Annotated in this window: 24 protein-coding genes, 1 other RNA gene and 1 pseudogene; 13 read left to right on the forward strand and 13 right to left on the reverse strand. The window is 42.0% G+C overall.

Annotated elements, in window-relative coordinates; genetic code table 11:
• Positions 1 to 217: 217 nt before the first annotated feature.
• Positions 218 to 1,303, forward strand: coding sequence for an outer membrane protein assembly factor BamD (locus LU297_RS00470; protein ID WP_263076465.1), 1,086 nt, complete (start codon positions 218 to 220; stop codon positions 1,301 to 1,303).
• 47 nt (positions 1,304 to 1,350) lie between these two features.
• A complete protein-coding gene (locus tag LU297_RS00475; protein ID WP_263076466.1) occupies positions 1,351 to 3,312 on the forward strand; it encodes a DNA primase in 1,962 nt (653 codons plus the stop codon).
• Positions 3,313 to 3,406: 94 nt separating this feature from the next.
• Here the strand turns inward: LU297_RS00475 and LU297_RS00480 are convergent, their stop codons facing one another.
• Genes LU297_RS00480 through LU297_RS00490 form a run of 3 tightly spaced genes read right to left on the reverse strand, consistent with a single transcriptional unit; the run spans position 3,407 to position 4,958 of the window.
• A complete protein-coding gene (locus tag LU297_RS00480) occupies positions 3,407 to 4,090 on the reverse strand; it encodes a glutathione S-transferase family protein (protein WP_263076467.1) in 684 nt (227 codons plus the stop codon).
• A 46-nt stretch (positions 4,091 to 4,136) separates the two neighbouring features.
• Entirely contained in the window at positions 4,137 to 4,442 is a 306-nt protein-coding gene (locus LU297_RS00485) for a hypothetical protein (RefSeq protein WP_263076468.1), read from the reverse strand.
• 18 nt (positions 4,443 to 4,460) lie between these two features.
• Positions 4,461 to 4,958, reverse strand: coding sequence for a hypothetical protein (locus LU297_RS00490; protein ID WP_263076469.1), 498 nt, complete (start codon positions 4,956 to 4,958; stop codon positions 4,461 to 4,463).
• A 140-nt stretch (positions 4,959 to 5,098) separates the two neighbouring features.
• On the opposite strand from LU297_RS00490, the pseudogene LU297_RS00495 reads away from it, so the two are divergent.
• From LU297_RS00495 to ybeY, 10 genes and pseudogenes are all read left to right on the forward strand, one after another.
• Positions 5,099 to 5,857, forward strand: a pseudogene (locus LU297_RS00495) (glycosyltransferase family 2 protein); the annotation flags it as partial.
• 29 nt (positions 5,858 to 5,886) lie between these two features.
• Positions 5,887 to 6,684: a glycosyltransferase family 25 protein gene (locus LU297_RS00500; RefSeq protein ID WP_263076470.1), complete on the forward strand. Its 798-nt coding sequence runs from the start codon at positions 5,887 to 5,889 to the stop codon at positions 6,682 to 6,684.
• Between the two features lie 14 nt (positions 6,685 to 6,698).
• Complete coding sequence (locus tag LU297_RS00505; protein ID WP_263076471.1) at positions 6,699 to 7,481, forward strand: glycosyltransferase family 25 protein; 783 nt, start codon at positions 6,699 to 6,701, stop codon at positions 7,479 to 7,481.
• Positions 7,482 to 7,493: 12 nt separating this feature from the next.
• The gene (locus LU297_RS00510; protein WP_263076472.1) at positions 7,494 to 8,171 is read left to right on the forward strand and encodes a glycosyltransferase; all 678 of its coding nucleotides are present in this window, start codon (positions 7,494 to 7,496) and stop codon (positions 8,169 to 8,171) included.
• A gap of 20 nt (positions 8,172 to 8,191) precedes the next feature.
• Entirely contained in the window at positions 8,192 to 9,310 is a 1,119-nt protein-coding gene (glf, locus tag LU297_RS00515) for a UDP-galactopyranose mutase (protein ID WP_263076473.1), read from the forward strand.
• Positions 9,303 to 10,421 carry a glycosyltransferase gene (locus LU297_RS00520; RefSeq protein ID WP_263076474.1) on the forward strand — a complete coding sequence of 373 codons (1,119 nt, stop codon included), beginning with the start codon at positions 9,303 to 9,305 and terminating at the stop codon, positions 10,419 to 10,421. Before glf ends, LU297_RS00520 begins: the two co-directional genes overlap by 8 nt.
• Positions 10,411 to 11,256 (forward strand): family 6 glucosyltransferase, encoded by an 846-nt coding sequence (locus LU297_RS00525; RefSeq protein WP_263076475.1) that lies wholly within the window; start codon positions 10,411 to 10,413, stop codon positions 11,254 to 11,256. Before LU297_RS00520 ends, LU297_RS00525 begins: the two co-directional genes overlap by 11 nt.
• Complete coding sequence (locus tag LU297_RS00530) at positions 11,192 to 12,232, forward strand: capsular polysaccharide synthesis protein (protein ID WP_263076476.1); 1,041 nt, start codon at positions 11,192 to 11,194, stop codon at positions 12,230 to 12,232. Before LU297_RS00525 ends, LU297_RS00530 begins: the two co-directional genes overlap by 65 nt.
• Positions 12,233 to 12,284: 52 nt before the next feature.
• Complete coding sequence (locus tag LU297_RS00535; RefSeq protein ID WP_263076477.1) at positions 12,285 to 13,331, forward strand: PhoH family protein; 1,047 nt, start codon at positions 12,285 to 12,287, stop codon at positions 13,329 to 13,331.
• A 24-nt stretch (positions 13,332 to 13,355) separates the two neighbouring features.
• Positions 13,356 to 13,853 carry an rRNA maturation RNase YbeY gene (gene ybeY, locus LU297_RS00540; RefSeq protein WP_263076478.1) on the forward strand — a complete coding sequence of 166 codons (498 nt, stop codon included), beginning with the start codon at positions 13,356 to 13,358 and terminating at the stop codon, positions 13,851 to 13,853.
• A 217-nt stretch (positions 13,854 to 14,070) separates the two neighbouring features.
• On the opposite strand, the gene rpiA is transcribed toward ybeY, so the two are convergent.
• The 7 genes from rpiA to LU297_RS00575 all read right to left on the reverse strand — a co-directional run bounded on the left by rpiA (position 14,071) and on the right by LU297_RS00575 (position 19,322).
• Positions 14,071 to 14,736 carry a ribose-5-phosphate isomerase RpiA gene (gene rpiA, locus LU297_RS00545; protein ID WP_263076479.1) on the reverse strand — a complete coding sequence of 222 codons (666 nt, stop codon included), beginning with the start codon at positions 14,734 to 14,736 and terminating at the stop codon, positions 14,071 to 14,073.
• Positions 14,737 to 14,794: 58 nt separating this feature from the next.
• Positions 14,795 to 14,891: signal recognition particle sRNA small type (gene ffs, locus LU297_RS00550), an RNA gene on the reverse strand.
• Positions 14,892 to 14,994: 103 nt separating this feature from the next.
• Positions 14,995 to 15,489 (reverse strand): SixA phosphatase family protein, encoded by a 495-nt coding sequence (locus LU297_RS00555; RefSeq protein ID WP_263076480.1) that lies wholly within the window; start codon positions 15,487 to 15,489, stop codon positions 14,995 to 14,997.
• Between the two features lie 23 nt (positions 15,490 to 15,512).
• Entirely contained in the window at positions 15,513 to 16,622 is a 1,110-nt protein-coding gene (locus LU297_RS00560; RefSeq protein WP_432806271.1) for an NAD(P)H-dependent glycerol-3-phosphate dehydrogenase, read from the reverse strand.
• A gap of 331 nt (positions 16,623 to 16,953) precedes the next feature.
• On the reverse strand, positions 16,954 to 17,529 hold the full coding sequence (locus LU297_RS00565) for a nitroreductase family protein (RefSeq protein WP_263076482.1): 576 nt from the start codon (positions 17,527 to 17,529) through the stop codon (positions 16,954 to 16,956).
• 26 nt (positions 17,530 to 17,555) lie between these two features.
• Positions 17,556 to 18,653: a cell division protein ZapE gene (zapE, locus tag LU297_RS00570; protein ID WP_263076483.1), complete on the reverse strand. Its 1,098-nt coding sequence runs from the start codon at positions 18,651 to 18,653 to the stop codon at positions 17,556 to 17,558.
• A 6-nt stretch (positions 18,654 to 18,659) separates the two neighbouring features.
• The gene (locus LU297_RS00575) at positions 18,660 to 19,322 is read right to left on the reverse strand and encodes an alpha/beta hydrolase (RefSeq protein ID WP_263076484.1); all 663 of its coding nucleotides are present in this window, start codon (positions 19,320 to 19,322) and stop codon (positions 18,660 to 18,662) included.
• 403 nt (positions 19,323 to 19,725) lie between these two features.
• On the opposite strand from LU297_RS00575, the gene LU297_RS00580 reads away from it, so the two are divergent.
• Positions 19,726 to 20,085: a hypothetical protein gene (locus LU297_RS00580; protein WP_263076485.1), complete on the forward strand. Its 360-nt coding sequence runs from the start codon at positions 19,726 to 19,728 to the stop codon at positions 20,083 to 20,085.
• A gap of 102 nt (positions 20,086 to 20,187) precedes the next feature.
• Here the strand turns inward: LU297_RS00580 and LU297_RS00585 are convergent, their stop codons facing one another.
• The 3 genes from LU297_RS00585 to recD are packed head-to-tail and all read right to left on the reverse strand — an operon-like array spanning position 20,188 to position 24,357.
• On the reverse strand, positions 20,188 to 21,549 hold the full coding sequence (locus LU297_RS00585) for a sensor histidine kinase (RefSeq protein ID WP_263076486.1): 1,362 nt from the start codon (positions 21,547 to 21,549) through the stop codon (positions 20,188 to 20,190).
• 13 nt (positions 21,550 to 21,562) lie between these two features.
• Positions 21,563 to 22,246, reverse strand: coding sequence for a response regulator transcription factor (locus LU297_RS00590; protein ID WP_263076487.1), 684 nt, complete (start codon positions 22,244 to 22,246; stop codon positions 21,563 to 21,565).
• A gap of 59 nt (positions 22,247 to 22,305) precedes the next feature.
• On the reverse strand, positions 22,306 to 24,357 hold the full coding sequence (recD, locus tag LU297_RS00595; RefSeq protein WP_263076488.1) for an exodeoxyribonuclease V subunit alpha: 2,052 nt from the start codon (positions 24,355 to 24,357) through the stop codon (positions 22,306 to 22,308).
• Between the last annotated feature and the right edge of the window lie 31 nt (positions 24,358 to 24,388).

Here is a 24,388-nt window from a genome sequence, read left to right on the forward strand (position 1 = left end):
CCACTAATGTAGCATATTTTTGTATCACTGGCTATCTTTGGCTGGTTAATACCTTGCTTTTTGTACCCAAAATATCATCATTGGCGTACAACTTGTGTCATCCATCATCTTTTTTTAAATAAGGATTTTATCATCACTTGTCACCGCTTTCGTTGTGTTGCTCAGCAATTCGTGCTAAACTAGGGTTATTGATTGATTAAAATTTGAGGATATTATAATGAAATCCGTTCATCACCCCCTAAAAATCGCCCTAAGCAGCGTGCTGATTGTCAGTCTTTTGACCACCACAGGCTGTGCCAGCATGAGTGGACTATTTGGCAAAAAGAAAAAAAGCGATGTCATTGCCACCGCTGAACAAAGCGAAGAGCAATACTACGCCCAAGCACAGCGGGCCTTAGAAAAATCGCACAACAACGAAGCGATTTTGGCACTCAACAATATCCGCACCTTTTATCCAACAGGTGCTTATGCTCAGCAAGCACTCCTTGACTTGATTTATGCTCAATATCAATCAGGCGACTACGAATCAGTCACCAAAAATACTGCCGAGTTCATTCGTCTGTATCCAACAAGTCAGCACCTTGACTATGCTTTGTATGTACAAGGTGTTACCAATATGGGTGGAGCACCAAAAGCATCTCGCCTATTCAAAAGCGACCAAGCTCAGCGAAACACCGCCTATTTGCGTTTGGCATTCAATGATTTTCAGACATTGATTAGCAATTTCCCAAACAGTCCGTATGCCGCTGATGCTGCTCAGCGTATGATTGCCATCTATAATGATTTGGCAGAAAATGAACTGGTGGCAGCTCGCTGGTATGTCAAACGAGATGCCATGGTGGCAGCTGCCAACCGTGCTAAATGGGCATTTCAATACTTCCCACAATCCACCGCAGTTCCTGAGGCAATCGCTATTTTGGCTTATGCCAATGACAAACTTGGTTTGACAGACACCGCCAACCAATATAAAACTTTGCTACAAATCAATTATCCACAATATCTAAACAGCAATGGCTCGGTGCGTGTCAATACAGACAATCAGTCCTTGACCAAAAAAGCCCTATCCACCCTCACTTTTGGCAAACTAGGTCGCATCAAGCATGATGCTGGCTATCAAGGTCAATACACGGGCGAAACTCGCACACAGGTCATTCGTCAAGCAGGCATGCTAAGCCTACCAGAAGTCAATGTGCCACAAGATAGTGAAGAAAGCCAAGAAACACCTCGTCGCCGACCCAGCCTAAACTTAGGTCTGCCAAGCCAAGAGGCGAACGCTGGTCACTTGAACGACAAACCACAATGAAATAAAAATTAAGACGACTTTGATGTCGTCTTAATCATCTATACATCATGAGATTATCAGAATCCCTCATCGAGCAACTCAACAACCAAGCCGACTTGGTTGGCATGATTCGCAAACACACCACCTTAAAACCTGCTGGCAAGGAGTTTAAGGGGTGTTGCCCCTTTCATGGTGAAAAAACCCCATCATTCTATGTCAATCCAGAAACCAATCTGTACTACTGTTTTGGTTGTCAAGCCAAAGGCAACCCCATTACCTTTCTTAAAGAGTTTGAACGCCTAGACTTTATGGAGGCGGTCAAATATTTGTCTGACCAAACAGGCATCGAACTGCCCAAAGACGACCAACAGCAACAAAAAGTACGCTACAAAAAAACCCAGCCCACCATCGCACCACCGCCAAACAGCATTGATGATTATGGCTATATACCCCCCTCTTCCTATCAAGAAGAACCACCCCCAGCCATCATCGAGCCTGTGGTAGAGCAACAAGGGGATTTGTACACATTGCTTGATAATGTTTGTCGATATTATCAACATATGCTACATCATAATCCATTGGCAAAACGCTATTTCTTGGAACGGGGCTTGAACGAGGAAACCATTCAAACCTTTCATCTAGGCTATGCACCAGAGGACTGGAATCACTTAGAAAAAACATTTCCTGCCGACATCGAAGGTCTAAAAATCTTAGGTCTGGTGCGAGATTCCCAAAAAACAGGTAAAACATTTGACCTGCTACGCCATCGAGTGATTTTTCCGATTAAGGATAATCGTGGGCGGGTTGTTGGCTTTGCAGGTCGTAGCTTGGGCGATGAATTACCCAAATACATCAATTCATCAGAGTCGCCAGTTTTCCAAAAACAACATATTTTGTATGGCTTTTATGAGGCAAGGCAAGCCAAAGCCAGCCATTATATGATGGTTGAGGGCTATATGGATGTGATTGCCCTGCATCAAGCAGGCATCTATGGGGCAGTCGCCCCAATGGGAACGGCTGCCAACGAAGGTCAAATCGCCCGCTTATTACGCCATCACGACAGCCTAACCCTATGTTTTGATGGCGATGCTGCTGGACAAAAGGCTGCTTGGCGAACTCTTGAAATTGCAGCTCCTGTCTTGGCAGATGGCAAGGAGCTAAAATTTCTCACCCTGCCAAACAATCACGACCCTGACACCTACATTCGTCAGCATGGCAAACAGGCGATGCAACAGCAGATAGACCAATCAGTCAGCCTATCTGACTATCTGTATGGTGTTTTGATGAGTCGATTTGATTTAAGTCGCCCTGAGCAAAAAGCCGCCGCTATGGCACAGCTTCGTGAGCTGACCGCCCTGCTGCCCAAAGGGTCTAGCCTAAAATGGTGGCTAAATAATGATATTTACCAAAAACTTAAAGGCAATCCCACCACAAAAAACCCCTTGATTGATGCCATTGCCTATGACGCACCACGCATTGATGCCACAACTCAGCTGTGTTTGTGCCTGCTATATTATCCAGAAATCCTAAATCATAATCCCCTAGAAAGAATCTTGACAGAATCAGGAGTACAGGCTGCACATCAGCCATACCAAAATCATCTTAGCAATCATCAGCTTGCCATACCACCATTACCAACTTGGCATAATATCGGCAACCAAACCCTAGCCCAACTGATACAACACATTCATCTGGCGTGGCAGACTGTGGCAGAGTTCGCCCAATGGTCAAGCGATGAACAGGCACATTTTATCCTAGCAAGCCTTGATGACGCCAATGCTCGCCATGCTCTCATCAAAGAATCAACAGACTATCTTGCCTCGTTACGACAGCACCCATTGCAAGACATTTCTTTATTGGTTGATGAATTGATTGGCACCATGATTAAAGAATTTTTGCAAAAAGAACAGGCAGAAAATAAGAATTTGGTGCTTTCAGAAATCAATAAAAAACGCTTGCACGCCTTAATGCAATGGGATAGTCAAAAAAATAAAGCCCAAATCGCCACTTTATTGGGCAATTTAGGCTAATCTGTACCGTCAATTTCAAATACCAATAGCATCAAGCTTGTGTTAGTGACAAATCGAGCAAACCTACCAAAATAGCTTGACCATCAAGTCAGGCTCATAATGCCTGACCACCAACCATCACTGCTTGATGAAAGGCGGAGCGACTTTCACAAAGTGCCAGCCAGCGATTGATGTTTGGATAATGAAAAGCTGGCTGACTTTTTTTCGCACCCAGCACCGAAAAATACAGCATGATGTCCGCCCCCGTCAGTCTCTCATCAACCAGATATGATCTGTTTGTCAAATGGGTTTCCAGCAAAGATAAGGCTTTGGTAATGTTGGCGTTTAACAGCATTTTTTCCGCCTCTGCCTTGACTTGCTTGACAATCGGACGAGCAAAAAACGGAGATTTTGTTACTGCCTTTGATAAAATCAATTTCATCACCAACGGTGGCATCAATGACCCTTCGGCAAAATGCAGCCAAAAATGATAATCACGCCAGCTATTGATGTCATCTTTTGGCATAAATAATTGATTTTTATCATAAAATTTAAGCAAATATTCAATGATGACCGCTGATTCTGCCAGTGTTTGCTCGCCACTGGGCAGTACATCATCAATCAAAATCGGTGCTTTACCCATCGGGTGAATTTGTTGCAATTCATCAGGAGCAAGAGAATGCTGATTTCTTTGATGGCTGACAAGCTGATAGTCAATGCCGTATTCATTTTTTAGCTCTTCTAATAGCCAAACAATGCGAAAGGAACGAGATTGAGACAAATGATGTAAAGTAATCATACAAAGACTCATCAAAAAATTTAATCATGTAGTCATGAATATTGACTTAATCAGGCAGGTTCATGCGACTGGTGTCTGGATTTAATCCAAAATAAAACACCACGCTCGCCACCAAGCTATTCACCACGATGAACGCCCAGTCAAAGCCCTGATGGTGCAATAAAAAATGACCAATCAACGCAGAAACCGCCAACATCACAACAAAACAACCCAACACCAGACTGACGATGGTGCGATGTGCTGGCGAGCTAATTTCACCTGATGCTCGCTTGGCTGCAAGCACTTTTTGATTCAGCACAAATCCAATGACATACACCACAGAACCAAGTAATAAATATCCCAAAAAATTCATAAAATATTCGCTTTTTGACTAATTAGCATGATGAAATTGTTTAGAAAAATTGATAGGTTTGTCATCACAAGGCACTTGATAAATGGTATTGACCGCACCAAGCAAATTGACCACATAGCGACTGTCTAGCATTGGATTGGTATTGACTGATGCCTCATGCAGTTGTGCCATTGCCATCACGCCATCAGGGCGAGCCAGCACACCCATCACATCGCTTGATGACAACTGAATGGCATTGGTTGAAAAAAACTGCCAACCTTTTGCTTTATCAAGCGATTGCAATGATTCTGGCGTATCCCAACCGCCAGTTTGTTCTTTCATCTGCATCACAAATTGATTGTTTTCTTGGGAGATTTTAATTTGTGCTGGCGACTGCTGTTCAATGGCATAACAACCATCAAATGTCGCCACCTCTGCCTTATCCACCGACTGTGTTGGAGTAGAATCCTGACAGGCAACCAAAAATATGGTAGTCAGCATGGGCAAAAGCACATTTTTTAGTCCAAATGATTTCATAAAGCACCGATTTTTATCATCATTATCGACTATTGTACTTGGAATCAAAAAATTTCGCCAGTTTTTATCCATTTTTCCCAACAAAATGCTAGAAAAGACAACATAAGTCAAGTAGAATAACACAAACGGTTATTATTTGAATGTCTATGCCCAGCACCATCTCAACGCCCCGCTTATCTGTCGTGATGATTGTCAAAAATGAAGCCCATAACTTGGCGGTTTCTCTACCTGCCCTACAAGGATTGGCGGACGAAATCATCATCATGGACAGTGGTAGCACTGACAACAGCCAAGACATCGCCCTACAATATGGAGTAAAATGGTTTGTCAATACCGACTGGCAAGGCTTTGGCAAACAAAGACAGCTCGCCCAATCTTATGCCACAGGCGATTGGATACTGGCACTGGATGCCGATGAAGAGATTACACCTGAATTAAAAAATAGCATTTTAGAAGTTATTAAAAACACACCTAATAATACCGTTTATGGATTAAAAAGATTGGACTTTATCGTTGGTCATCAGATCGATAATAAGTATTGGGGTGTCAAATCTTACTGGCGACTCTACCCAAGCTCTTATCAATTCAACGACCTATTGGTGCATGAATCATTGGACATTAAAAACGCCAAAACCGTCAGCTTGTCGGGATTTTTGCATCATCACACCGCCCCAACGATTGAATTTTTATTAAAAAAACGCCTCGACTACGCCAAAACTTGGGCGAATGAAAAGCAACTTAAAGGCAAAAAAGTTGGATTATTTTCACTACTTGCCAATCCGATTTGGCAATTTATTCGCCAATATATCGTGGACGGTCGATTTTTGCAGGGCAAATATGGTCTGATTTATTCGATAATTTTTATGCAATATACTTTTAATAAATATTTATTATTGTGGCAGGCCAATCGATAAATAAGCGAACTGTTATGAAAATTTTTATTCTAAATTTGGCACAATCCACCGACAGATTAGCACAGCAGCAAAAACAATTTGACCAGTTGGGGCTAGACTTTGAGCGACTGCCTGCGGTCAGTGTTGCTGATATTGATGCACCAACTTACCAAAAATATCTGACAGCAGGTCAGCGAGTGATGAAACAAACCGAACTTGCTTGTCTATTTAGCCACAAAAAAGCATGGGAGCAGGTCATCAGCCATAATCAGCCTTGCATCATCTTGGAAGATGATGCTGTGTTGGTGAAAGACTTTGCTAATTTGTTAGCAAATATAAACAACATCAATGAGCCAAACATTGATTTTATCAATCTTGAAGTACACGGTCGTCAAAAAATAGTTGGCAAAAAACCAGTTGCAACCATCAATGACTATCATCTATACGAGTTATTTTTGGATAAGAGTGGCACAGGTGGCTACATCATCTATCCAAGTGGTGCAAAAAAACTGCTGGCACAATTTGCACAAAAAGTTGGACTTGCTGACACTTTTATCTATCAATGTCCAGACCTGCATAAGGTTCAAATTGAACCTGCCGCCCTACTGCAAAGCGACCGCTGTCAAATGTATGGCGTGCCATTTGATGATTATGAACTCAAATCTTTGATTGGCACCATCAATAACCAACTGACCATCAAACCAACTTTTTGGCAAAAAATTATTTTGAAAAAAAACCGCATCATCGCTCAGGTTGCACTAGGATTTCGCACATTATCCGCCCTATCCAAAGGCGTCAAGCGAGAAATTTTTGTGGATAAAGATAAATTTTAATCAATGGAACTGTTATGAAACATTATGTCATCAGCCTAAGCACCGCCGAGCAAAGACGCACACACATCGACCAAGAGTTTGGCAAACAACGCATTGATTATCAATTTTTTGATGCGGTTACCTTTGATGATATTGAGCAAGTTTGTCAAACATTAAATTTAAACAACATTCATCATACAACTCATTTGGCAAACAGTGAGAAAGGCTGTTTTTTAAGCCACGCAAGTTTATGGCAAAAAATGCTTGATGAAGATTTAGAATGGATTGCTATTTTTGAAGATGATGTACATTTGGGTCAAAATACCCATCTGTTTTTAAATGATGATGCGTGGCTGGATACCGCTTTTCCTTTATTAAAAATAGAGCATTTTTATGAAGAGCTGTCATTGGGCGAGAGTGTTAAATCCATTGACAATCGCCATATTCAGCCTTTATACAGTGCCAATTTAGGCACGGCAGGCTATATTATTCATCAATCCATTGCCAAAAAGTTATTAGACATTCTAAAAAATAAAACTCCAGAACAACTTGTCGCCATTGACCATTTTATGTTTAAAGAAATGATTGAAAAACAGTCATTACCAGTATTTCAATTAAACCCTGCCCTATGCATTCAAAGCGACCGCCTAAATCCAGATACCGCCTTACAAAGCGACATCAGTGACGAACGCAGACAACGAATGGATAACGAAAAACAACATCGCACTTTATGGCAAAAGATTCGCCGAGAGTTTGGGCGAGTGTTTGAGCAAGCCAAAAAACAATCCACGCCTCAACAAAAAACACAATTTAGATAATGGACAATTTAAATGGATAATTTAGATAACATCACTTTATGCCTAACGATTGGTAAGCGTCCAGCCGAACTTGATGAAACTTTGACACATCTATTAGCACGCTTACCTTTTAAGCACATCATCGCCATCAATGACTTTGGCGATGAGGCGACCAATGACATCTTTAAAAAACACTGCCCCAATGGGACTTTAATCAGTCTTGGATATAATTTGGGTCATCATCGAGCCATTGATTATATGTATGATAAGATTACCACTGAATATGTGTTTCATTGTGAAGATGATTGGTTGTTTGATGACACACCAAACATTGACCAATGTTTAAATTTATTGAATAATAATTCTAACATCAGTTGCGTGGCATTTCGTAAAATTGAAAATTTTTTGTATGACCCTGCCGACCAAGCTCAAATCAAAGTAATCCAAAGCAATGATGGCGACTATGTGCGAGTGGACCATCTACACGATGAATGGCACGGTTATTCTTTTAATCCACATTTGGCAAAAGTATCATTATGGCGACAATATGCCCCATTTGCCAAATTCAAAAAAGAACGCCATATTTCACGCCACCTGCGTAAACAGGGGGTGTATATGGCATTTTTTAAACAAGGTTATTGCCATCATATTGGGCATGACAGCGTATCCAATCCGCCAAAGAGCTTTTGGCAGAAATTGAAATTTTGGTAGAAGATGATAGGAAGTGCGTGATGAAAGTTTATGATTATGTGATTGTTGGTAGTGGTTTATTTGGTACAACCTTTGCTCATGAAATGCACAAGATTGGCAAAAAATGCTTGGTGCTAGAAAAAAGAGACCATATCGCAGGCAATATTTACACCAAAGAAATAGAGGGCATTCAAGTACATCAATATGGGGCTCACATTTTTCACACCAGTAATCAAATGGTGTGGGAATATGTACAACAATTTGCACAGTTTAATCATTATATCAATACGCCTGTGGCTTATTATCAAGGTCAATTATTTAATTTGCCTTTTAATATGAATACATTTTATCAATTATGGGGTACAGTTACCCCAGCACAAGCAAAAGCAAAAATCGATGAACAAAGGCAGGCTTATGCCCATCTGACCGAACCAAAAAACCTAGAAGAACAAGCCCTTGTATTGGCAGGTAAAGACATCTATGAAAAACTCATCAAGGGCTACACCGAAAAACAATGGGGCAGACCTGCCACACAAATCCCTGCTTTCATCATTCGCAGACTGCCTTTTCGCTTTACTTTTGATAATAATTATTTTCACGACCCTTATCAAGGCATACCCAAAGGTGGATACACCAAATTGGTGGAGAATATGCTGACAGGCATTGAAGTCAAATTAAATACTGACTATCTGGCAGATAAAGATTATTGGGACAGTTTGGCTGACAAGGTGGTTTATACAGGGAAAATCGATGAATATTTTGACTGCTGTTTTGGGAGATTGGAGTATCGCAGTCTAAGATTTGAACACGAAACGCTTGATATGGATAATTATCAAGGGAATGCGGTCGTCAACTATACCGAAAGCCACATTCCTTATACCAGAATCATCGAGCATAAACATTTTGAGTTTGGCACACAACCCAAAACAGTCATCACTCGTGAATACCCCTTAGAAGCTAACGAAACCAACGAAGCCTACTATCCCATCAATGATGAAAAAAATCAACGCATTTATGAACAATATCACGAACAAGCCAAACAACTTGACCGAGTGATTTTTGGTGGTCGATTGGCTGAATATAAATATTATGATATGCATCAAGTGATTGAACGAGCATTGGCGGCGGCAAAAGCAGAGCAGGAGGCTAACAATGATTGATAATAAAATGTTAATCTTTTTTCCAAGACCACTTAACATCAATGCAGGAGGACCATCTGGCTTTTTGGCTCATAATTTATCAGATAAGCCAAGAGATTGTTTTGTCTTGTCTAATGATTTAATGAGTAAAGAGACTTTTTTTGAAAAACAATTGTATAGAATACGAAGATGGATTGATAAATTAAATAATCCAACCGATAATCATAAAGAATATTTTAAAATTAGAGATAGCTTTAAAAAGATTAACGCATCACAATATAAATATATTTATTTTCATGAAGATATTGATTTTTATTGTGTGCAAGACTTGATTGATAAGGAGCAAATTGTCATTTATCAGCCACACACACCACAACTACACTCAGAAGAATTTGCCTGTTATGCACCAGAACATGTAGAAAAAATCAATATGATTAAAAAAGCAGAAAAAGCTGTTTTTGAGCGTGCTGATATTGTGGTGTTGCCCAATGAATACTGCCAGCCTATTTACCAAACCCTAATCAGCCCTAAAAATACATTTTATTATTTATTAAGCGGGGCAAAAAATAATTATGATAAACCATCGTCAATGATAGACTTGCCACAATCCACCATTAATTTGATGTATATTGGTCGCAGAAATGAGATTAAGGGTTTTGACATTATTTTAGATAATTTTAGAAAAGCCAGAAAGACGAGGAAAGATATACACCTGTTTATTATTGGCAATGGAGAGAAAATCGAAGAAGAGGGCATTACTGATATTGGTTTTTCAGACAAGCCTTTGGATTGGTATCACTCGGTGGATTATTTGCTGAATGCCAACAGACAAAGTTATTTTGACTTATCCATCATCGAAGCTCTATCCACAGGTGTACCTATTATTATGTCGCATAATTTTGGGCATTATTACTATCAAAACAAATCCCCTTTAATTACGACTTATGACATCACACAGCCAGATGCGTTATATCGTATTTTAAATGAGAATTTAACAAAAAGAGACCGTACAATTCATGCAAATCGTGAATTATATGAGCAAGAATTAACCGATGTACATTATCACATTAGATTACAGCAGTTTTTTCAATATCTCAACACATTTCAATCAATGAACAATCATGATGAATAAAACAAAGACTATTGCCATTTTATACATCGCCACAGGGCGTTATATTGTTTTTTGGGAGCATTTTTACCGCTCTGCCCAACAGTTTTTATTGCCTGATTGCCAAAAACACTATTTTGTATTTACTGATAGCATCAATGAAATTGTGGGTGAACACGATGGCTATGTTACTCGCATCGCTCAAAATAAACTTGGCTGGCCTTATGATACCTTAATGCGATTTGATATGTTTTTGGGCATTCAAGATAAATTGCAATCCTTTGATTATGCTTATTTTTTTAATGGCAATAGCGAAATACTTTGCCCCATTTATGCTGATGAATTTTTACCAAAAGGCGATAAACATCTATTGTTTGCCCATCAGCCGCATATGTTTCATTTAAACAAAAACAAATTTACTTATGACAGAAACCCACAATCCACCGCCTACATTCCCCAAGGTCAAGGACAGTATTATATTACAGGGGCGTTAAATGGTGGCAAAACTGCTCACTATTTACAAATGTGCCAAACATTATCAAACAATATTCATACCGACCTAAAACAGGACATCATCGCACTATGGCATGATGAAAGTCATCTTAACCATTATATTTTGGGGCGTGATGATGTGATGATATTACCACCCTATTTTACCAAAGGCGAAAGCGAATATTGGAAAACCACTTCAAAAGTGATGTTTTCTGATAAGACACACCATCGCTTTGGCGGACATGCTTATTTGCGTGGCGAAACGGACGAAAAAATCAGTCAAGAGACTTGGGAAAAACAACATGGCAAACGAAAATCACATTACAAACTTAGACTCAAACAATACCTTAAATCACTTGTTTTGTGATTGCCCTGAAAAAATTGCCCTAGATAAATGCCATCGATTTCCTTATCGTCCGTTGTATTTTGCGTTTACGCCAAAAAAACAGCGTCAGGCACAAAAATATCAGGTTGATTTGATACAAAAGCAACAATTGGCAAATGACTGGCGGATTTTTTTGCAAGCCTATTTTGCCAAGCAATTACCATTGTTTGAAATAAAACCCAAAAAAGAGTTTACTCATCAAAAGATTATTTGGCAATATTGGGGGCAAGGCATTGATGATAATTTGCCAGATATTGTTAAAATGTGCTTTAAATCTGTGGATAAACACAAAGGGGATTTTATTGTCATTCGCCTAGATGATAATAATCTAAATGACTACTTAGAATTACCAGCATTCATCAATCAAAAAAGAAAAAATCCTGAATTTAAGCCTGCCTTTTTTGCTGATTTATTAAGGCTGGCTTTATTATATCATTATGGCGGTGTATGGCTTGATGCAACCATTTTATTAACCGCTCCGATAGATGAAATGCTCTTAGAGCAAGATTTTTTTATGTTTTCTCGTGATGAACAAGCAGAAAATCAAGATTTTTGGCAAGCGTTTAACTCTGATTATTTTGGCTGGCACAAAGGACATCATGTCAATATTTTAAATAGCTTTATCATTGCCAAAAAAGGCAATGAATGGGTCAAAGACTGCCTACAAATTTTGCTTAACTTTTGGCATACACAAAATCACATTCCTCATTATTTCTTTTTTCAGGTGATGTTTGATGTGTTGCAACAAGAATATGGGCATCATTATCAAGATTTTCTAAAAAAAGATGATACCATAACTCATCTGCTTATTGCTGCCATCAATGAGCCATTTGACCAGACGGCGTATCAGCAGATACTGAGCAAAACTGGCATTCATAAACTGACCTACATCAAAAGCTGCAAGGCAGGTTCTTATTACGAACGACTACGCCAAGAGATTTTGGGCTTGAAAATATAAAAAGCACCCTTATCTAATTGGCAGTTATTTTATTTTATACAAGGAATATTCTTTGAGCATCAGTCGCACACTTCATTTAGAGCTTAATACCAACCAACTTCGTACTGTACTGGGCGAATACAATGCACATATTAAGTACTTACAAGAACGCCTAGATATTCAAATCAATGCTCGCCAAAACCAATTCATACTCACTGGGGATTTGACCGCTGTGGAGCGTGGCGAAATCATCTTAAACAAACTTGCCGAACTTGCCTGCGAGCAAGACAGCATTGATGGCGAAGAGTTGCATTTGATTGTCCAGTCAAGTATGGCAAGAAATCAAGAAGAAAATCATTCAAAATCAAATGGTTATGCTGATGTTTCTTTGCGTACCCGCAAAGGAAAAATCACGCCTCGTGGCTACAACCAACAACAATATGTCAAAAAAATCTTAGTTTCTGATATTTCATTCGGTGTTGGCCCTGCTGGTACAGGCAAGACTTACCTTGCGGTGGCTTGTGCGGTGGATATGCTAGAAAGAGGCGAAATTGAGCGGATTTTATTGGTACGCCCTGCAGTGGAAGCTGGCGAAAAACTGGGATTTTTACCAGGCGATTTGACCCAAAAAATTGACCCCTATTTACGCCCTTTGTACGATGCTTTATATGAAATGCTGGGCTTTGAGAAAGTTGGCAAACTCATTGAACGCCAAATTATTGAGGTTGCTCCACTTGCCTACATGCGTGGTCGTACGCTCAATAATTCTTTTGTGATTCTTGATGAAGCTCAAAACACCACCCCAGAACAGATGAAAATGTTCCTAACTCGCTTGGGTTTTGGCTCTCGTGCGGTCATTACAGGCGACATGACACAGGTCGATTTGCCTCGTGGGCATAAATCAGGTCTGTCACAAGCGTTGCATATTTTATCCAGCATTGACGAAATTCACATCACTCGTTTTGACAGTCAAGATGTGGTGCGTCATCATCTGGTGCAAAAAATCGTCCAAGCCTACGATGCTTTTGACGAAGAACAAGAAAAGCTCATTGCTGAGCGAAAAGCAGCCAGATTGGCTGAAAAACTCGCCCAAGAGCAAACGCCAGCACAAGATGCCTAATCTCATTTTACTCTGTGAACTGATATGACCAAGAATGTTGATTTGTATTTACAAGAAGATATTAAGTTTGCCCAGTTGCCCTTGCAGACGGATTATCTGACCGAAGTGGTTGCCACGACTTTGGCACATCTTGATTTTGAGCAGGATGTTCAGATTGGCATCGCCTGCGTGGATAAAGATTATAGCCACGAGCTAAATTTGCAATACCGTCAAAAAGACAAACCCACCAATGTATTGTCATTTCCTAGCGACATCGATGATGCAATCATTGATGAAATGGGCGAATATCCTTTGGGTGATTTGGTGATTTGTCTTGAAGTGGTGCTACAAGAAAGCCTTGAACAAAACAAAACACCGATGGCACATTTTACACATCTGGTGGTGCATGGCGTATTGCATTTGCTTGGCTATGACCACGAAATTTCTGATGCTGACGCTGACGAAATGGAAGGCTTGGAGATTGACATTCTGGCAAAACTTGGTATTGATAATCCTTATCGTGATGACTTTATGATGGAGTGATGGCTTGTTAATATGGCAGACATTACACCATGATAAGACATAAAAAAACACCAACCATGATTGATTGGTGTTTTTTAAATTTGATTAAAAGATGATGACTGACAAATATGGCACAATAACAATCTTTGGCAATCAGTTTGTCAGCAAGTGATTAAGCCTTGATGTTTTTTAACCCATAGGAAAACCAGCTTAATACACTTTTTGATGATTTGGCGATTTAGAATTTGACCGTATCCACGCCCTGCTCGCTTGCTTTAAGCATGATGTGTGCGGCTTGGGCAGCAAAGATGCCATTACATACCACGCCCACGATGTTATTGAGCTGAGCCTCTAACTGAGCTGGATTATCAATCTGCAATCCATAAGTATCTAAAATCACATTGCCATAATCAGTGACAAAACCCTCACGATACACAGGCTCACCGCCCATCTCCACCAATTTGCGAGCCACATAAGAGCGAGCTTGTGGCAAAACTTCAATCGCCACAGGAAATTTACCCAAAGTCTTGACCGTCTTAGTGTCATCGACCATGCAGATGAATCTTTTGGAGGCAGCAGCGACGATTTTTTCACGGGTTAATGCACCACCGCCACCTTTAATCATGTTACCCAAGTCATCAATCTCGTCTGCACCATCGATGTACAAATCAAGCTCGCCCACGCTATTAAGGTCAAAAATCTCAATGCCCAATGCACGCAGTTTGTCTTCTGTGACTTTTGAGCTTGATACCGCTCCTTTAAGCTTGACCGATGACAACAGCTCAATCAGGCAATTAACCGTACTGCCTGTGCCAACACCCAAAATCATGTCATCTTCCACATAGTCCAAAGCAGCTGTGGCGGCGGCTTGTTTTTGGGCAAGTTTTGGGTCAATTTGGCTCATCGGATTGTCCTTTTGTATCAAAAAATCAGAGTTTGGCAAATTTTGGATAAAAAAATGACTTCATCAGCACATCTTCGGCACACTTTGTATCTACTACCGTTGCTACCTTCCGGTCCTGGCGGGGTTCATAGTACACAGTTGCGAAGCTACCGATGAAGCCAAGCATTATTATAACAAAATTTCAATGATTTGCAAGTGTTTTTTGGGGAATTTTAGACCCTTAACCACATTGATGATGACCATCGCCAAATCACGCTTTTATTGTGGCTGCATTGGCACAAAAGATGAGATGCACTGACCCAAGCCCTCAGCAATGACGGTGGTCTCCACCACTCTGCATTCTGCCAATTCAAACCACGCAGGCGATGAACCATCGAGTAATGCCAACATTTTGGCAACAATGGGCATGTGGCACACGACCGCCACCGTCTTATCGTCATCATCGCCAAATCTGTGTGTGATGGCATGAGCAATGTCGTCCAATGCCACCATAGGGTCATCATCAGGCGTTATGCTGCTGATGGTCACAAAACTTGGGTTTTGACCATGCTCATTGGCGTGCTGCAATAAGATTTTTGCGGTCTGGTCGGCACGATTAAATGGGCTGGCGATGATTAAATCAAGCTCCTGTGTTGCCACAATCTGCTTGGCGGTTTGGACTGCTTGCTGCTGTCCAAAATCGGTCAAGTCTCGACCTGCATCATCATCGCAATAAGGAGCTGCTTGCCCGTGTCTGACAAAAAGTAATTTCATAATCCCACCCCTATGGTGCATGCTTATTCTGGTTGCGTCTTGGTATCGGCACTCTTTTGTAGCACTTGGCTAAATTCTTGACTTAGACGCTGATTGCTTTCATCTTGTGGCAAGACAAATTCAACATCACTACGAAATCCAGTTTCCATCAGATTTAATGCCACACTCATGGCTGATTTGTTCTCATATAAAATGGCGTGTAAAGCGTGCGTGATGGGCATATACACGCCCATTTTTTGAGCCAGCGTATGCACTTGCTCGATGGTATTAACCCCTTCGGCAGTCTGTCCGAGTTTCTCAACCGCCTGCTCCAAGGTCATGCCTTTACCCAGCATATTGCCCACCTGATAGTTTCGGCTGAGCGTTGAACTACAAGTTGCGTACAAGTCACCAACCCCTGACAGACCCAAAAAGGTCAAGGGATTGGCACCCACCGCCACACCAAAACGACTCATTTCTGCCAATGCACGAGTCAATAGCATTGCCTTAGTATTTTCCCCCACTTGATAAGCAGAAGACATACCCATCGCAATGGCATAGATATTTTTTAAAGCACCGCCAAGTTCCACGCCTTTGACATCATCGCTGGCAAATACTCGGAAAAACGCCCCATGCAACGCTGTCTGTACTGCCGTACGCAAGGCGTCAGATTGTGAAGCGATGACGGTGGCTGATGGCATATTATCCATGATTTCTGCTGCCAAATTTGGACCACTCATCACCCCAAAGTTCACCTCTGGCAAGACATCTTGGATAATGTCACTCATCAAGGCATAAGTCTGCTTTTCAATGCCTTTGGTCAAAGAAACCACCGCCTGATGCGTGATGAACGGCTTGATGGACTGTAAAATCTCACGAAATGCTGAACTAGGTACTGCCACCAAAATCACATCAACACCAGTCACTGCCTGCTGTAAATCGTGACTGAATTTGAGGCTATTTTCTAGCTTGTGATTTGGCAAATACTTTTTGTTAATGTGAGTTCTACTCAAAGAACGCACGGTTTTTTTATCACGCACCCACAAAGTGACCTGACAGCCATTTTTGGCGGCCAAATTTGCCATTGCCGTACCAAAACTGCCACCGCCTAAGACTGCAATTTTTAGCTTGCCATCATCAGTTGGTGTCTGCATATCAACTGGGTTGATTTTTTGTTTTGCTTTTTCGGCAAGATGAGCGATATTACCCAAAATCGGGGCATTTTGCAATTCAGCATCTTTAATCACATTGACCACATCGTCCAGACCATGACTGGCGACATCGACCAACTTTTGTAATTTACCATGGGTCAGATTGGGTTTTTTTAATTTCATACAGTTACCAATGATATTTGGTTATTAATCAGCCAAGATAAGCCACCAAAATCATCAATGAATATCACGCCATCATCAATGTGTATTTTGGTAAAGATGGGTAAATCACACGCCCAACTTGGCATCGTTTTTTTAAAATTGATGGTTGACTTTACTCAAAATATTGGACAAACTGCCCCAAGTCAATCGGCTCTCGTTCAGGCATCGCCACATCACTACTGCCTGCATAAATCATGCCACAAAGCGTATTGTCTTTGCTAATGCCAAAATATGCCTTGACTTGTGGCGTGTTACACAAAGGACCTGTTCTCCATACACTCTTATAGCCCAGCGATTCTAAGGCAAGTAGGATATTTTGAGCGGCAGCACCTGCACTTAGCAGCTGCTCAAATTCTGGCACTTTTTCATGATGCTTAAAATCAGTCGCAAGCACAATCATCATTGGTGCTCGAAGTGGCATATTAAGGATTTTTTTGGTGGTTGCTTCGTCCAGAGTTTCACCCTTTGCCATCGCTTCTGCTTGGGCAGCTTGTAGTAATACTTCGCCCAAATCCACTAGGGATTGCCCTGTTAATACCCAAAATTGCCAAGGTTTTAGCTGCTTATGGTCAGGAGCGTTCAAGGCGGCATTTAGCACCAGTTGTAGCTCATCTTTTGATGGCATTGGCAAGGACAACTTACCAATACTGCGGCGATGATTGATGGTGTCAAGCACTGGATTGTTCATTTGCTGGGTTTCCTAACTGATTGGTTTTAATCAACTTTATGTTCAGCTGCCAAATAATCCTCTGATTGCATTTCTAGCAATCGGGAGCGAGTTCTTTCGATTTCAAAAGCAAGTTTTTCGCCTTGATACAACTCAATGATGGACTGTTCGGCACGCACCAATAGTTTGACACGGCGGTCATAAAATTCATCGACCAAATAAATAAATCGGCGAGTGGCATCCATCAGCACATCATTTAAAAATGGCACATTATCCACCATCACGGTATCATAATCACTGGCAATCGCAATAAAATCACTGGCAGAACGAGGCTGCATACAAATGGCACGAAAATCCACCAGTAGCATGGTTTCAGTGCGTTTGATGATGTCGATTGGTCGCTGGGCGATGATAATCGGGTCGGTGCTTACACTCTGCCCACCAGCCAACACATCAAATCTTTCGCTAAGCCAGCCATCGGTCTCTGCCGACAACGGAGAAACATACAGTTTGGCTTGTTTTAATAATCTTAGGCGATAATCAATCCCTGCGTCGATATTCATGACGGTGGTGTGTTTTTCGACTTGGGCGATGGCTGGTAAAAATCTGTCTCGATGAATGCCGTTTTTGTACAATCCTGCTGGCTCAATATTAGAAGTCGCCACCAGCGTGATGCCTCTTTCAAACAACAGGGTAAACAAATCGCCCAAAATCATCGCATCAGACACATTGGAAACAAAAAATTCATCAAAACAAATGACCACCGCCTCATGATGAATGATGTCGGCGACTTTTTGGAGTGGATCGACTTGACCCTGCAAGGCAACCAGCTCTTTTTGCACTCGTTGCATGAAATGATGAAAATGCATACGCATTTTTTTCTCGATGGGCAGGCTTTCATAAAACATGTCCATCATCCAAGTCTTACCACGACCGACACCACCCCACATATACAGACCTTTTGGCGGGGTTGGTTTGGACTTGAATAAATTGGCAAACCAACCACCGCTTTGCTCTTGTGTCTTGACAAGCTGATGATACAGTTGGTCAAGGTAGGTTATCGCCGCCAACTGCACGCCATCTTCACTAAAATCGCCTGTCGCCAATGCTGCGTGATAGCGTTGTAATGGGGTCAAAGTTGCCATGAATATTTATCCTTGTTCATCACATTTGCCAAAATAGGTTTCTAGGGCATGGCGAAGTTCAACCAGTTTACCATGAAAAAAATGCCCCGTGTCAATCACGCTGGTCGGTATTTGTCTATGCTCGCCAAAGCGTGCCAATGCCAAAGGAGCAACCAGTTCGTCATGCTGACCATAAATCAAGCAGGTGCTGTCCGCCTGCCAAGTTAATTGACTGGTGTCATGACGCACGATGGACGGTGCAATCAACGCCACGCCTGCCAGTTGCAGCTCAGCAAACTCCTCATCATTACTGACCGCATGAGCCAATCGACAAGTGATGAATCCACCAAAAGAAAAACCACCTAACCACACACGCGTGGCACCCGTCTGAGCCAGTGCGTAACGCAATGCCGTCAAACCATCGATGAATTCGCCTTCGCCATTGCCTGTGGTGCCTGTTGAAGCACCCACGCCACGAAAATTAAATCGTAACACACTCATGCCTGCATCACGACAATAGCGAAATAGCGTACTGACAACCTTGTTATTCATCGTACCACCCTGCATTGGATTTGGGTGGCAAATGATGGCAACGGTGTCGCTGTCTTGCCAGATGGCATCAATTTCAAGTTTGCCGTTGGGTGCATCGATGAGGGTGATTTGGCTGGGCTTAATGGTTTGGCTAAGCATATATTTAATGATTCAAATTTACTACTAAAATCTGTTCATTCTACCATAAAAACCTCATCGCCAAACCATGAATGTGTTGCATTTTATTGCAGACATCAATAAAAACAGCCGATAGGTTCGACTGTTTTTGACGATTAGCTATCCTTTGCCAAAAGGATAAATGATGATGTTCTACTCATGCCAAAAAAAACATGATGATAAGTATCAGGTTTTGGTAAAGCAATCATCGGTCTTAATAGCCACGCCATCAGCACCAATCCCAAATAAACCCATCAAATACTTATTTACACAGGCTACACAATATTCACAAAATAGCGACACTATGCAAGGGTTTAACGATATTTTCTTGTTAAAAAATTGTTATACTAGACTAAATCCGTCTTTTTTGAAAAAGGAATGAGCAATGAAACAAACTGCCATCTTTGCCCTAAGTTCTGCCCTATTATTGACCGCTTGTGCCAGCACAGGTGGCTCAACCAATCCTGTCATCACTCGTGCTGACGCAACACACGAAACCACAGGACTAGGCTCTACCAAAATCAAAGCCCAAGAGGCTGCTCTTGCCACCGCCAAAAAACAATGTGGTAGCAAAACTGCCGTCATCATCAATGACAAACACACCTATAATGGCATTTTGGACGAAAAAACAGGTCGTATGGTTGAGCAAGGCATCACTATTGCAGGAGCGATTTTTGGGGCTGGCGTACCCAATCTGTCTCGTGGCGATGACCATGAATATCACATCACTTTTCAGTGCAAATAGCATCATCATGGCATGATGAATGAACATTGATACAATCATCGCCATTCATTGAGTTACCATTTGTTGATTTGATGAGTGGCGATAATGTTTGACATCAGACAACTATCGATGCAAAGTAAATGGCAGACTGATGAACACGCCCAATCCAGTGCCGTCCAATCCTTGTCCAATCTGCACTTGTCCATGATGATATTGAGCAATCTTAGCAACGATGGATAGACCAAGCCCTGAGCCTTGTCGATTTGTGCCTAGCACTCGAAAAAAACGCTCAGTTAGCTTGTGCTGCATCTTGGCAGACACACCCACACCATCATCAAGCACACCCACACGCACGCCCTGCCCATCGGTCAAAATCTGTAAACAAATGCGTGTTTGATGACCGCCATATTTTAAAGCATTATCCAGCAGATTTCTTATCGCCACAAGCAATAAATCTGTATGCACGCATAAAGCACGATAATCGCCCAAGCATCGCTCCCAATCTGTCATGAACCGACTGTGATTTTCGCTAAATTTATCAGCAAATTCATCAATCACCCCTTGCAATAATTTGGGCAACTCCTGCACCAAAATGGTCTGTTTTTGGCTTACTTGCTCATTATCCAAGCGTGCCAAAGTCAATAGGCTCTCAACCAGCTGCGTGCTTCTTTTGACATCAAGTCGTGCATCTGTCAGCATACCAACCAAATCTGGCTGGTCGGCAAACTTTCTCCCCATCAGTTGCAGTTTCATGTCCACTGCCGCCAACGGAGTACGCAGCTCGTGCGATGCATCAGCGGTGAATCGCTCTTGGCTTTCTTTGGCGATGATGAGGCGTTCAAAAAGCTGATTGATGGCATCAAGCAGCGGTCTGGTTTCGCTGATGATGATGGTTGGCTGAATGCTGGATAAATCTTGCAAATGACGGCTTGCCACTTCATCTTGTAGTGCCTTTAAGGGGCGTAGCGTTTTGCGAATGACCCAAAAATTGCTCAACGCCAAAACCAGCAATACCGCCGCCACAAACGCCATATAATTGGCAATCACAGGCAATGCAAAATCAAAGCGTTGTCGCCACGGCTGAGCGATTTGTACATAGCGATTAAGGTTATGATTATAGGCGGTGTACACTCGCAACCATTGACCATTTTGCCAAATGTTGTAGTAGGACTGGTCATTAAATTCTTGTAAATATGGCGTGCTTGGTGCGTACAAGGTCTGATTTAGTATCTGTCCATTTTGATTGATGACTTGATATTCAATATCCATCTCGTCATTAAGATGCTGCAAACTGTACTCAATATCAGGATAGACATCGCTTTTGCCAAGCAATGCATTGGCATTGCCAGCCAACAGCTCATCAAACACTTGGCTGTGATGATAGATAACCGTGCCACCGACCGCCAAAAACCCCAATACCGCCAAGATGATGCTGGTTGTGGTCGTGTTTTTTAGCAGCTGTTTTTGGATAGAAATGCTACGCATAAGGTTTGGTAAATTATTGATGTGATGTATCAATCAATGTATAGCCCTGTTTACGCAAGGTCTTGATGGTGCTAGCACCCAGTTTTTTGCGTAAATGAGAAATATACACCTCAATGGCATTGCTTTCAATCTCTTCACCCCAACCGTACAACTCATCTTCCAGCTGCTCTTTGGATACTACATGACTAGGGCTACGCAACAAGCGATGCAAAACAATGTATTCTTTATGTGCCAAAATGACCGATTCGCCAGCCAAAGTTACCTGTTTTTTGGCAGGGTCTAGGCATAGCTCACCAAATTCAGTTTGGTGACTTAAAATGGGCGATTTTGGTTGCTCTCCATATTTTCGCACTGCCGCTCGAATGCGTGCAGACATTTCTGCCAAATCAAAAGGCTTGACCAAATAATCATCTGCCCCCAAATCCAAGCCATCAATGCGGTCTTTAATGCTATCCCTAGCGGTAATCATCAGCACCGCCACAGGTAGATTTTTTTGTCTGATGTATGTCAGCACCTCATCGCCTGACATATTGGGCAATCCACGATCAAGCAGTACGCACGCATAATCGTAGCTTTGTAATGCTGATACCGCCAAATGTCCAGCCTGCACCCAATCCACCGTTTCTTTATCCATCATCAGCCAATCACGAATGCTGACACCCAACGATTCATCATCTTCAACCAATAAAATTCTCATCAATGCCTTCCAATTATCTGATTTTTTTATGCTCTATCTTATCATCATACCACCAAAAATCACACCAATTTTTCCAGTCCTGTCTGGCGAATGGTTGGCGTGGCGATTGCCAAGTTAATGGCATCAGGCGTACTATAAATATCCACTTGCGATTTGGCACGAGTGATGGCGGTATAAATCAACTCTTTGGACAATAATCGATGATTTTGCTCATCAAACACGATGGCAACCTGTCGCCACTCTGAACCTTGTGATTTATGCACCGTGATGGCATAAGCATCAATAACCACCTGCCCATCAAGCAAATCAACCGACACCGCCCTTTCTTCATCGCCCTCAAAATACACCACCAAGCCAGATGCACCATATAGACAAATACCCACATCGCCATTGTACAACCCCAAATCATAACGGTTTTTGGTAATCATCACCACCCGACCATGATACCATGCTGATGCTGATGGCAATGCCTTGATGATGGCTTTATGCCTTTTGACCAAATGCTGATTGATGGTCTCATCGCCATATCTGCCTTGATGAGATGCACACAAAATCCGATAATTGCTCAAAGTTGCCATCAATGATTGTACCACCGAAAGCTGGGCTGCCGTGCTTAATTTGGCAAACCGCCAGCGACACGCCGCCGTCTGCTCAAAATACATCTGGTAACCTTGTGCAAGCGTTTCGTACACATCAATATCGCCTAAGGCATGACAACGCACATCAGCATAATCTTGCGTTAATGCCATCACAGCATGATAAGGATTGGTTGATTCTTCATGCACCAACGCTGCTAAGCGACCCACGCCTGAATCTGCCCCAAAGCGACGAGATTCTTGCAATGCAACCAGATGTTGTTGTAGCGATGGCATTTTGCACAAATCCGCCAAAACCGCCCCAGCGTCCACCGCCGCCAACTGATTGGCATCGCCAAGCAATACCAATCTTGCCCCCGTCTTGACCGCTGATAACAACTGATGTGCCAGCTCCACGCCTAGCATGGACGCTTCATCAATGATAATCATGTCATCAGGCAAAGGGTTGTGCTGATGGTGTCGTGGCACGCCATCATTGCCGATGCCCAGCAAGCGATGAATGGTCTTAGGCTTGGGCAAGGCAATCTGCACGCCTGCTTTATCCAATGCCTGTTGCAATGACTCACTCATTCTTTGGGCAGCTTTACCTGTTGGTGCAGACAAGACCAAGCGAAAACCTTTTGTATTTTCATTATCTTTAAATTGTCTATACATAGACAATACAATCTGTGCCACCGTAAAAGTCTTACCTGTGCCTGGACCGCCAATAATCAATGCAAACGGCTGCTTGGATACCAGTGCCACTGCCTGCTTTTGGGCAGTATTCATAAAATCAGGCAATCCATCAATGGCAAAATCCATCACCTGCCCTGATGATATTCGCCAAATGTGGCTAAGCAACCCCTGTTCAGCTTGATAAGCACGATTTAGCCACAGATAAACACCCTTGTCACGCACGCCATAGATGATGGGTGGGTTGATGTGAAGTTTTGAGGGTAAGTCATGATAATTTTCCTGAGCAAACCACAGATTTTTTTGTAAAATATCTAAAAAATCTTGTTTGTTATTGCAGGTATTTAGCAAATAATAGACTCGAAACATCATCAAAAACAAATGCAGCAGCTGCTCTTTATCCACTTGCCGTATATTGCCGTCAATAGACAATAATAGCGAGCGATATTGACGCAACGCCTCCTGACTCCAATCAGCAAGCACGGCATTATCCACCTGCCGATGTAACAGCTGCTGCATCTGCTCAAACAGCACCATAAAATCTGGCGGATTGGGCAAAAAATCACCCAAAATCGACATCGCAGGGCTAAATAATGCCGTCTGCCAAGCTGGCATTACCGCCAAGAAACGCTCATCGCCCACCAGTTTGTCCGTCATCGCCAAGACCGTATGACCCTCTTGCAAATGCTGATTGAGCAAAATGAACAAAAATTCGAACAAACTGGCGTCTTTTTTGGATACACAAAATGCCTGATTTAATGCAGATTTTTGTTCATACCACTGGGCGTTTTGTTGTAGTCTTTGTATCAGATAGCGACTGGTTGCCGTCTGTATATGATTCATAAATTTCCCATTTTTTTTAATTAGAAATACT

The sequence above is a fragment of the Moraxella nasicaprae genome (genome assembly GCF_025643275.1).
Taxonomy (GTDB): domain Bacteria; phylum Pseudomonadota; class Gammaproteobacteria; order Pseudomonadales; family Moraxellaceae; genus Moraxella; species Moraxella nasicaprae.

Coding starts and splice junctions, on each gene's coding strand:
- LU297_RS00470 (WP_263076465.1), top strand. CDS start 218: ATGAAATCCGTTCATCACCCCCTAAAAATCGCCCTAAGCAGCGTGCTG.
- LU297_RS00475 (WP_263076466.1), top strand. CDS start 1,351: ATGAGATTATCAGAATCCCTCATCGAGCAACTCAACAACCAAGCCGAC.
- LU297_RS00480 (WP_263076467.1), bottom strand. CDS start 4,090: ATGATTACTTTACATCATTTGTCTCAATCTCGTTCCTTTCGCATTGTT.
- LU297_RS00485 (WP_263076468.1), bottom strand. CDS start 4,442: ATGAATTTTTTGGGATATTTATTACTTGGTTCTGTGGTGTATGTCATT.
- LU297_RS00490 (WP_263076469.1), bottom strand. CDS start 4,958: ATGAAATCATTTGGACTAAAAAATGTGCTTTTGCCCATGCTGACTACC.
- LU297_RS00500 (WP_263076470.1), top strand. CDS start 5,887: ATGAAAATTTTTATTCTAAATTTGGCACAATCCACCGACAGATTAGCA.
- LU297_RS00505 (WP_263076471.1), top strand. CDS start 6,699: ATGAAACATTATGTCATCAGCCTAAGCACCGCCGAGCAAAGACGCACA.
- LU297_RS00510 (WP_263076472.1), top strand. CDS start 7,494: ATGGATAATTTAGATAACATCACTTTATGCCTAACGATTGGTAAGCGT.
- glf (WP_263076473.1), top strand. CDS start 8,192: ATGAAAGTTTATGATTATGTGATTGTTGGTAGTGGTTTATTTGGTACA.
- LU297_RS00520 (WP_263076474.1), top strand. CDS start 9,303: ATGATTGATAATAAAATGTTAATCTTTTTTCCAAGACCACTTAACATC.
- LU297_RS00525 (WP_263076475.1), top strand. CDS start 10,411: ATGATGAATAAAACAAAGACTATTGCCATTTTATACATCGCCACAGGG.
- LU297_RS00530 (WP_263076476.1), top strand. CDS start 11,192: ATGGCAAACGAAAATCACATTACAAACTTAGACTCAAACAATACCTTA.
- ybeY (WP_263076478.1), top strand. CDS start 13,356: ATGACCAAGAATGTTGATTTGTATTTACAAGAAGATATTAAGTTTGCC.
- rpiA (WP_263076479.1), bottom strand. CDS start 14,736: ATGAGCCAAATTGACCCAAAACTTGCCCAAAAACAAGCCGCCGCCACA.
- LU297_RS00555 (WP_263076480.1), bottom strand. CDS start 15,489: ATGAAATTACTTTTTGTCAGACACGGGCAAGCAGCTCCTTATTGCGAT.
- LU297_RS00560 (WP_432806271.1), bottom strand. CDS start 16,622: ATGCAGACACCAACTGATGATGGCAAGCTAAAAATTGCAGTCTTAGGC.
- LU297_RS00565 (WP_263076482.1), bottom strand. CDS start 17,529: ATGAACAATCCAGTGCTTGACACCATCAATCATCGCCGCAGTATTGGT.
- zapE (WP_263076483.1), bottom strand. CDS start 18,653: ATGGCAACTTTGACCCCATTACAACGCTATCACGCAGCATTGGCGACA.
- LU297_RS00575 (WP_263076484.1), bottom strand. CDS start 19,322: ATGCTTAGCCAAACCATTAAGCCCAGCCAAATCACCCTCATCGATGCA.
- LU297_RS00580 (WP_263076485.1), top strand. CDS start 19,726: ATGAAACAAACTGCCATCTTTGCCCTAAGTTCTGCCCTATTATTGACC.
- LU297_RS00585 (WP_263076486.1), bottom strand. CDS start 21,549: ATGCGTAGCATTTCTATCCAAAAACAGCTGCTAAAAAACACGACCACA.
- LU297_RS00590 (WP_263076487.1), bottom strand. CDS start 22,246: ATGAGAATTTTATTGGTTGAAGATGATGAATCGTTGGGTGTCAGCATT.
- recD (WP_263076488.1), bottom strand. CDS start 24,357: ATGAATCATATACAGACGGCAACCAGTCGCTATCTGATACAAAGACTA.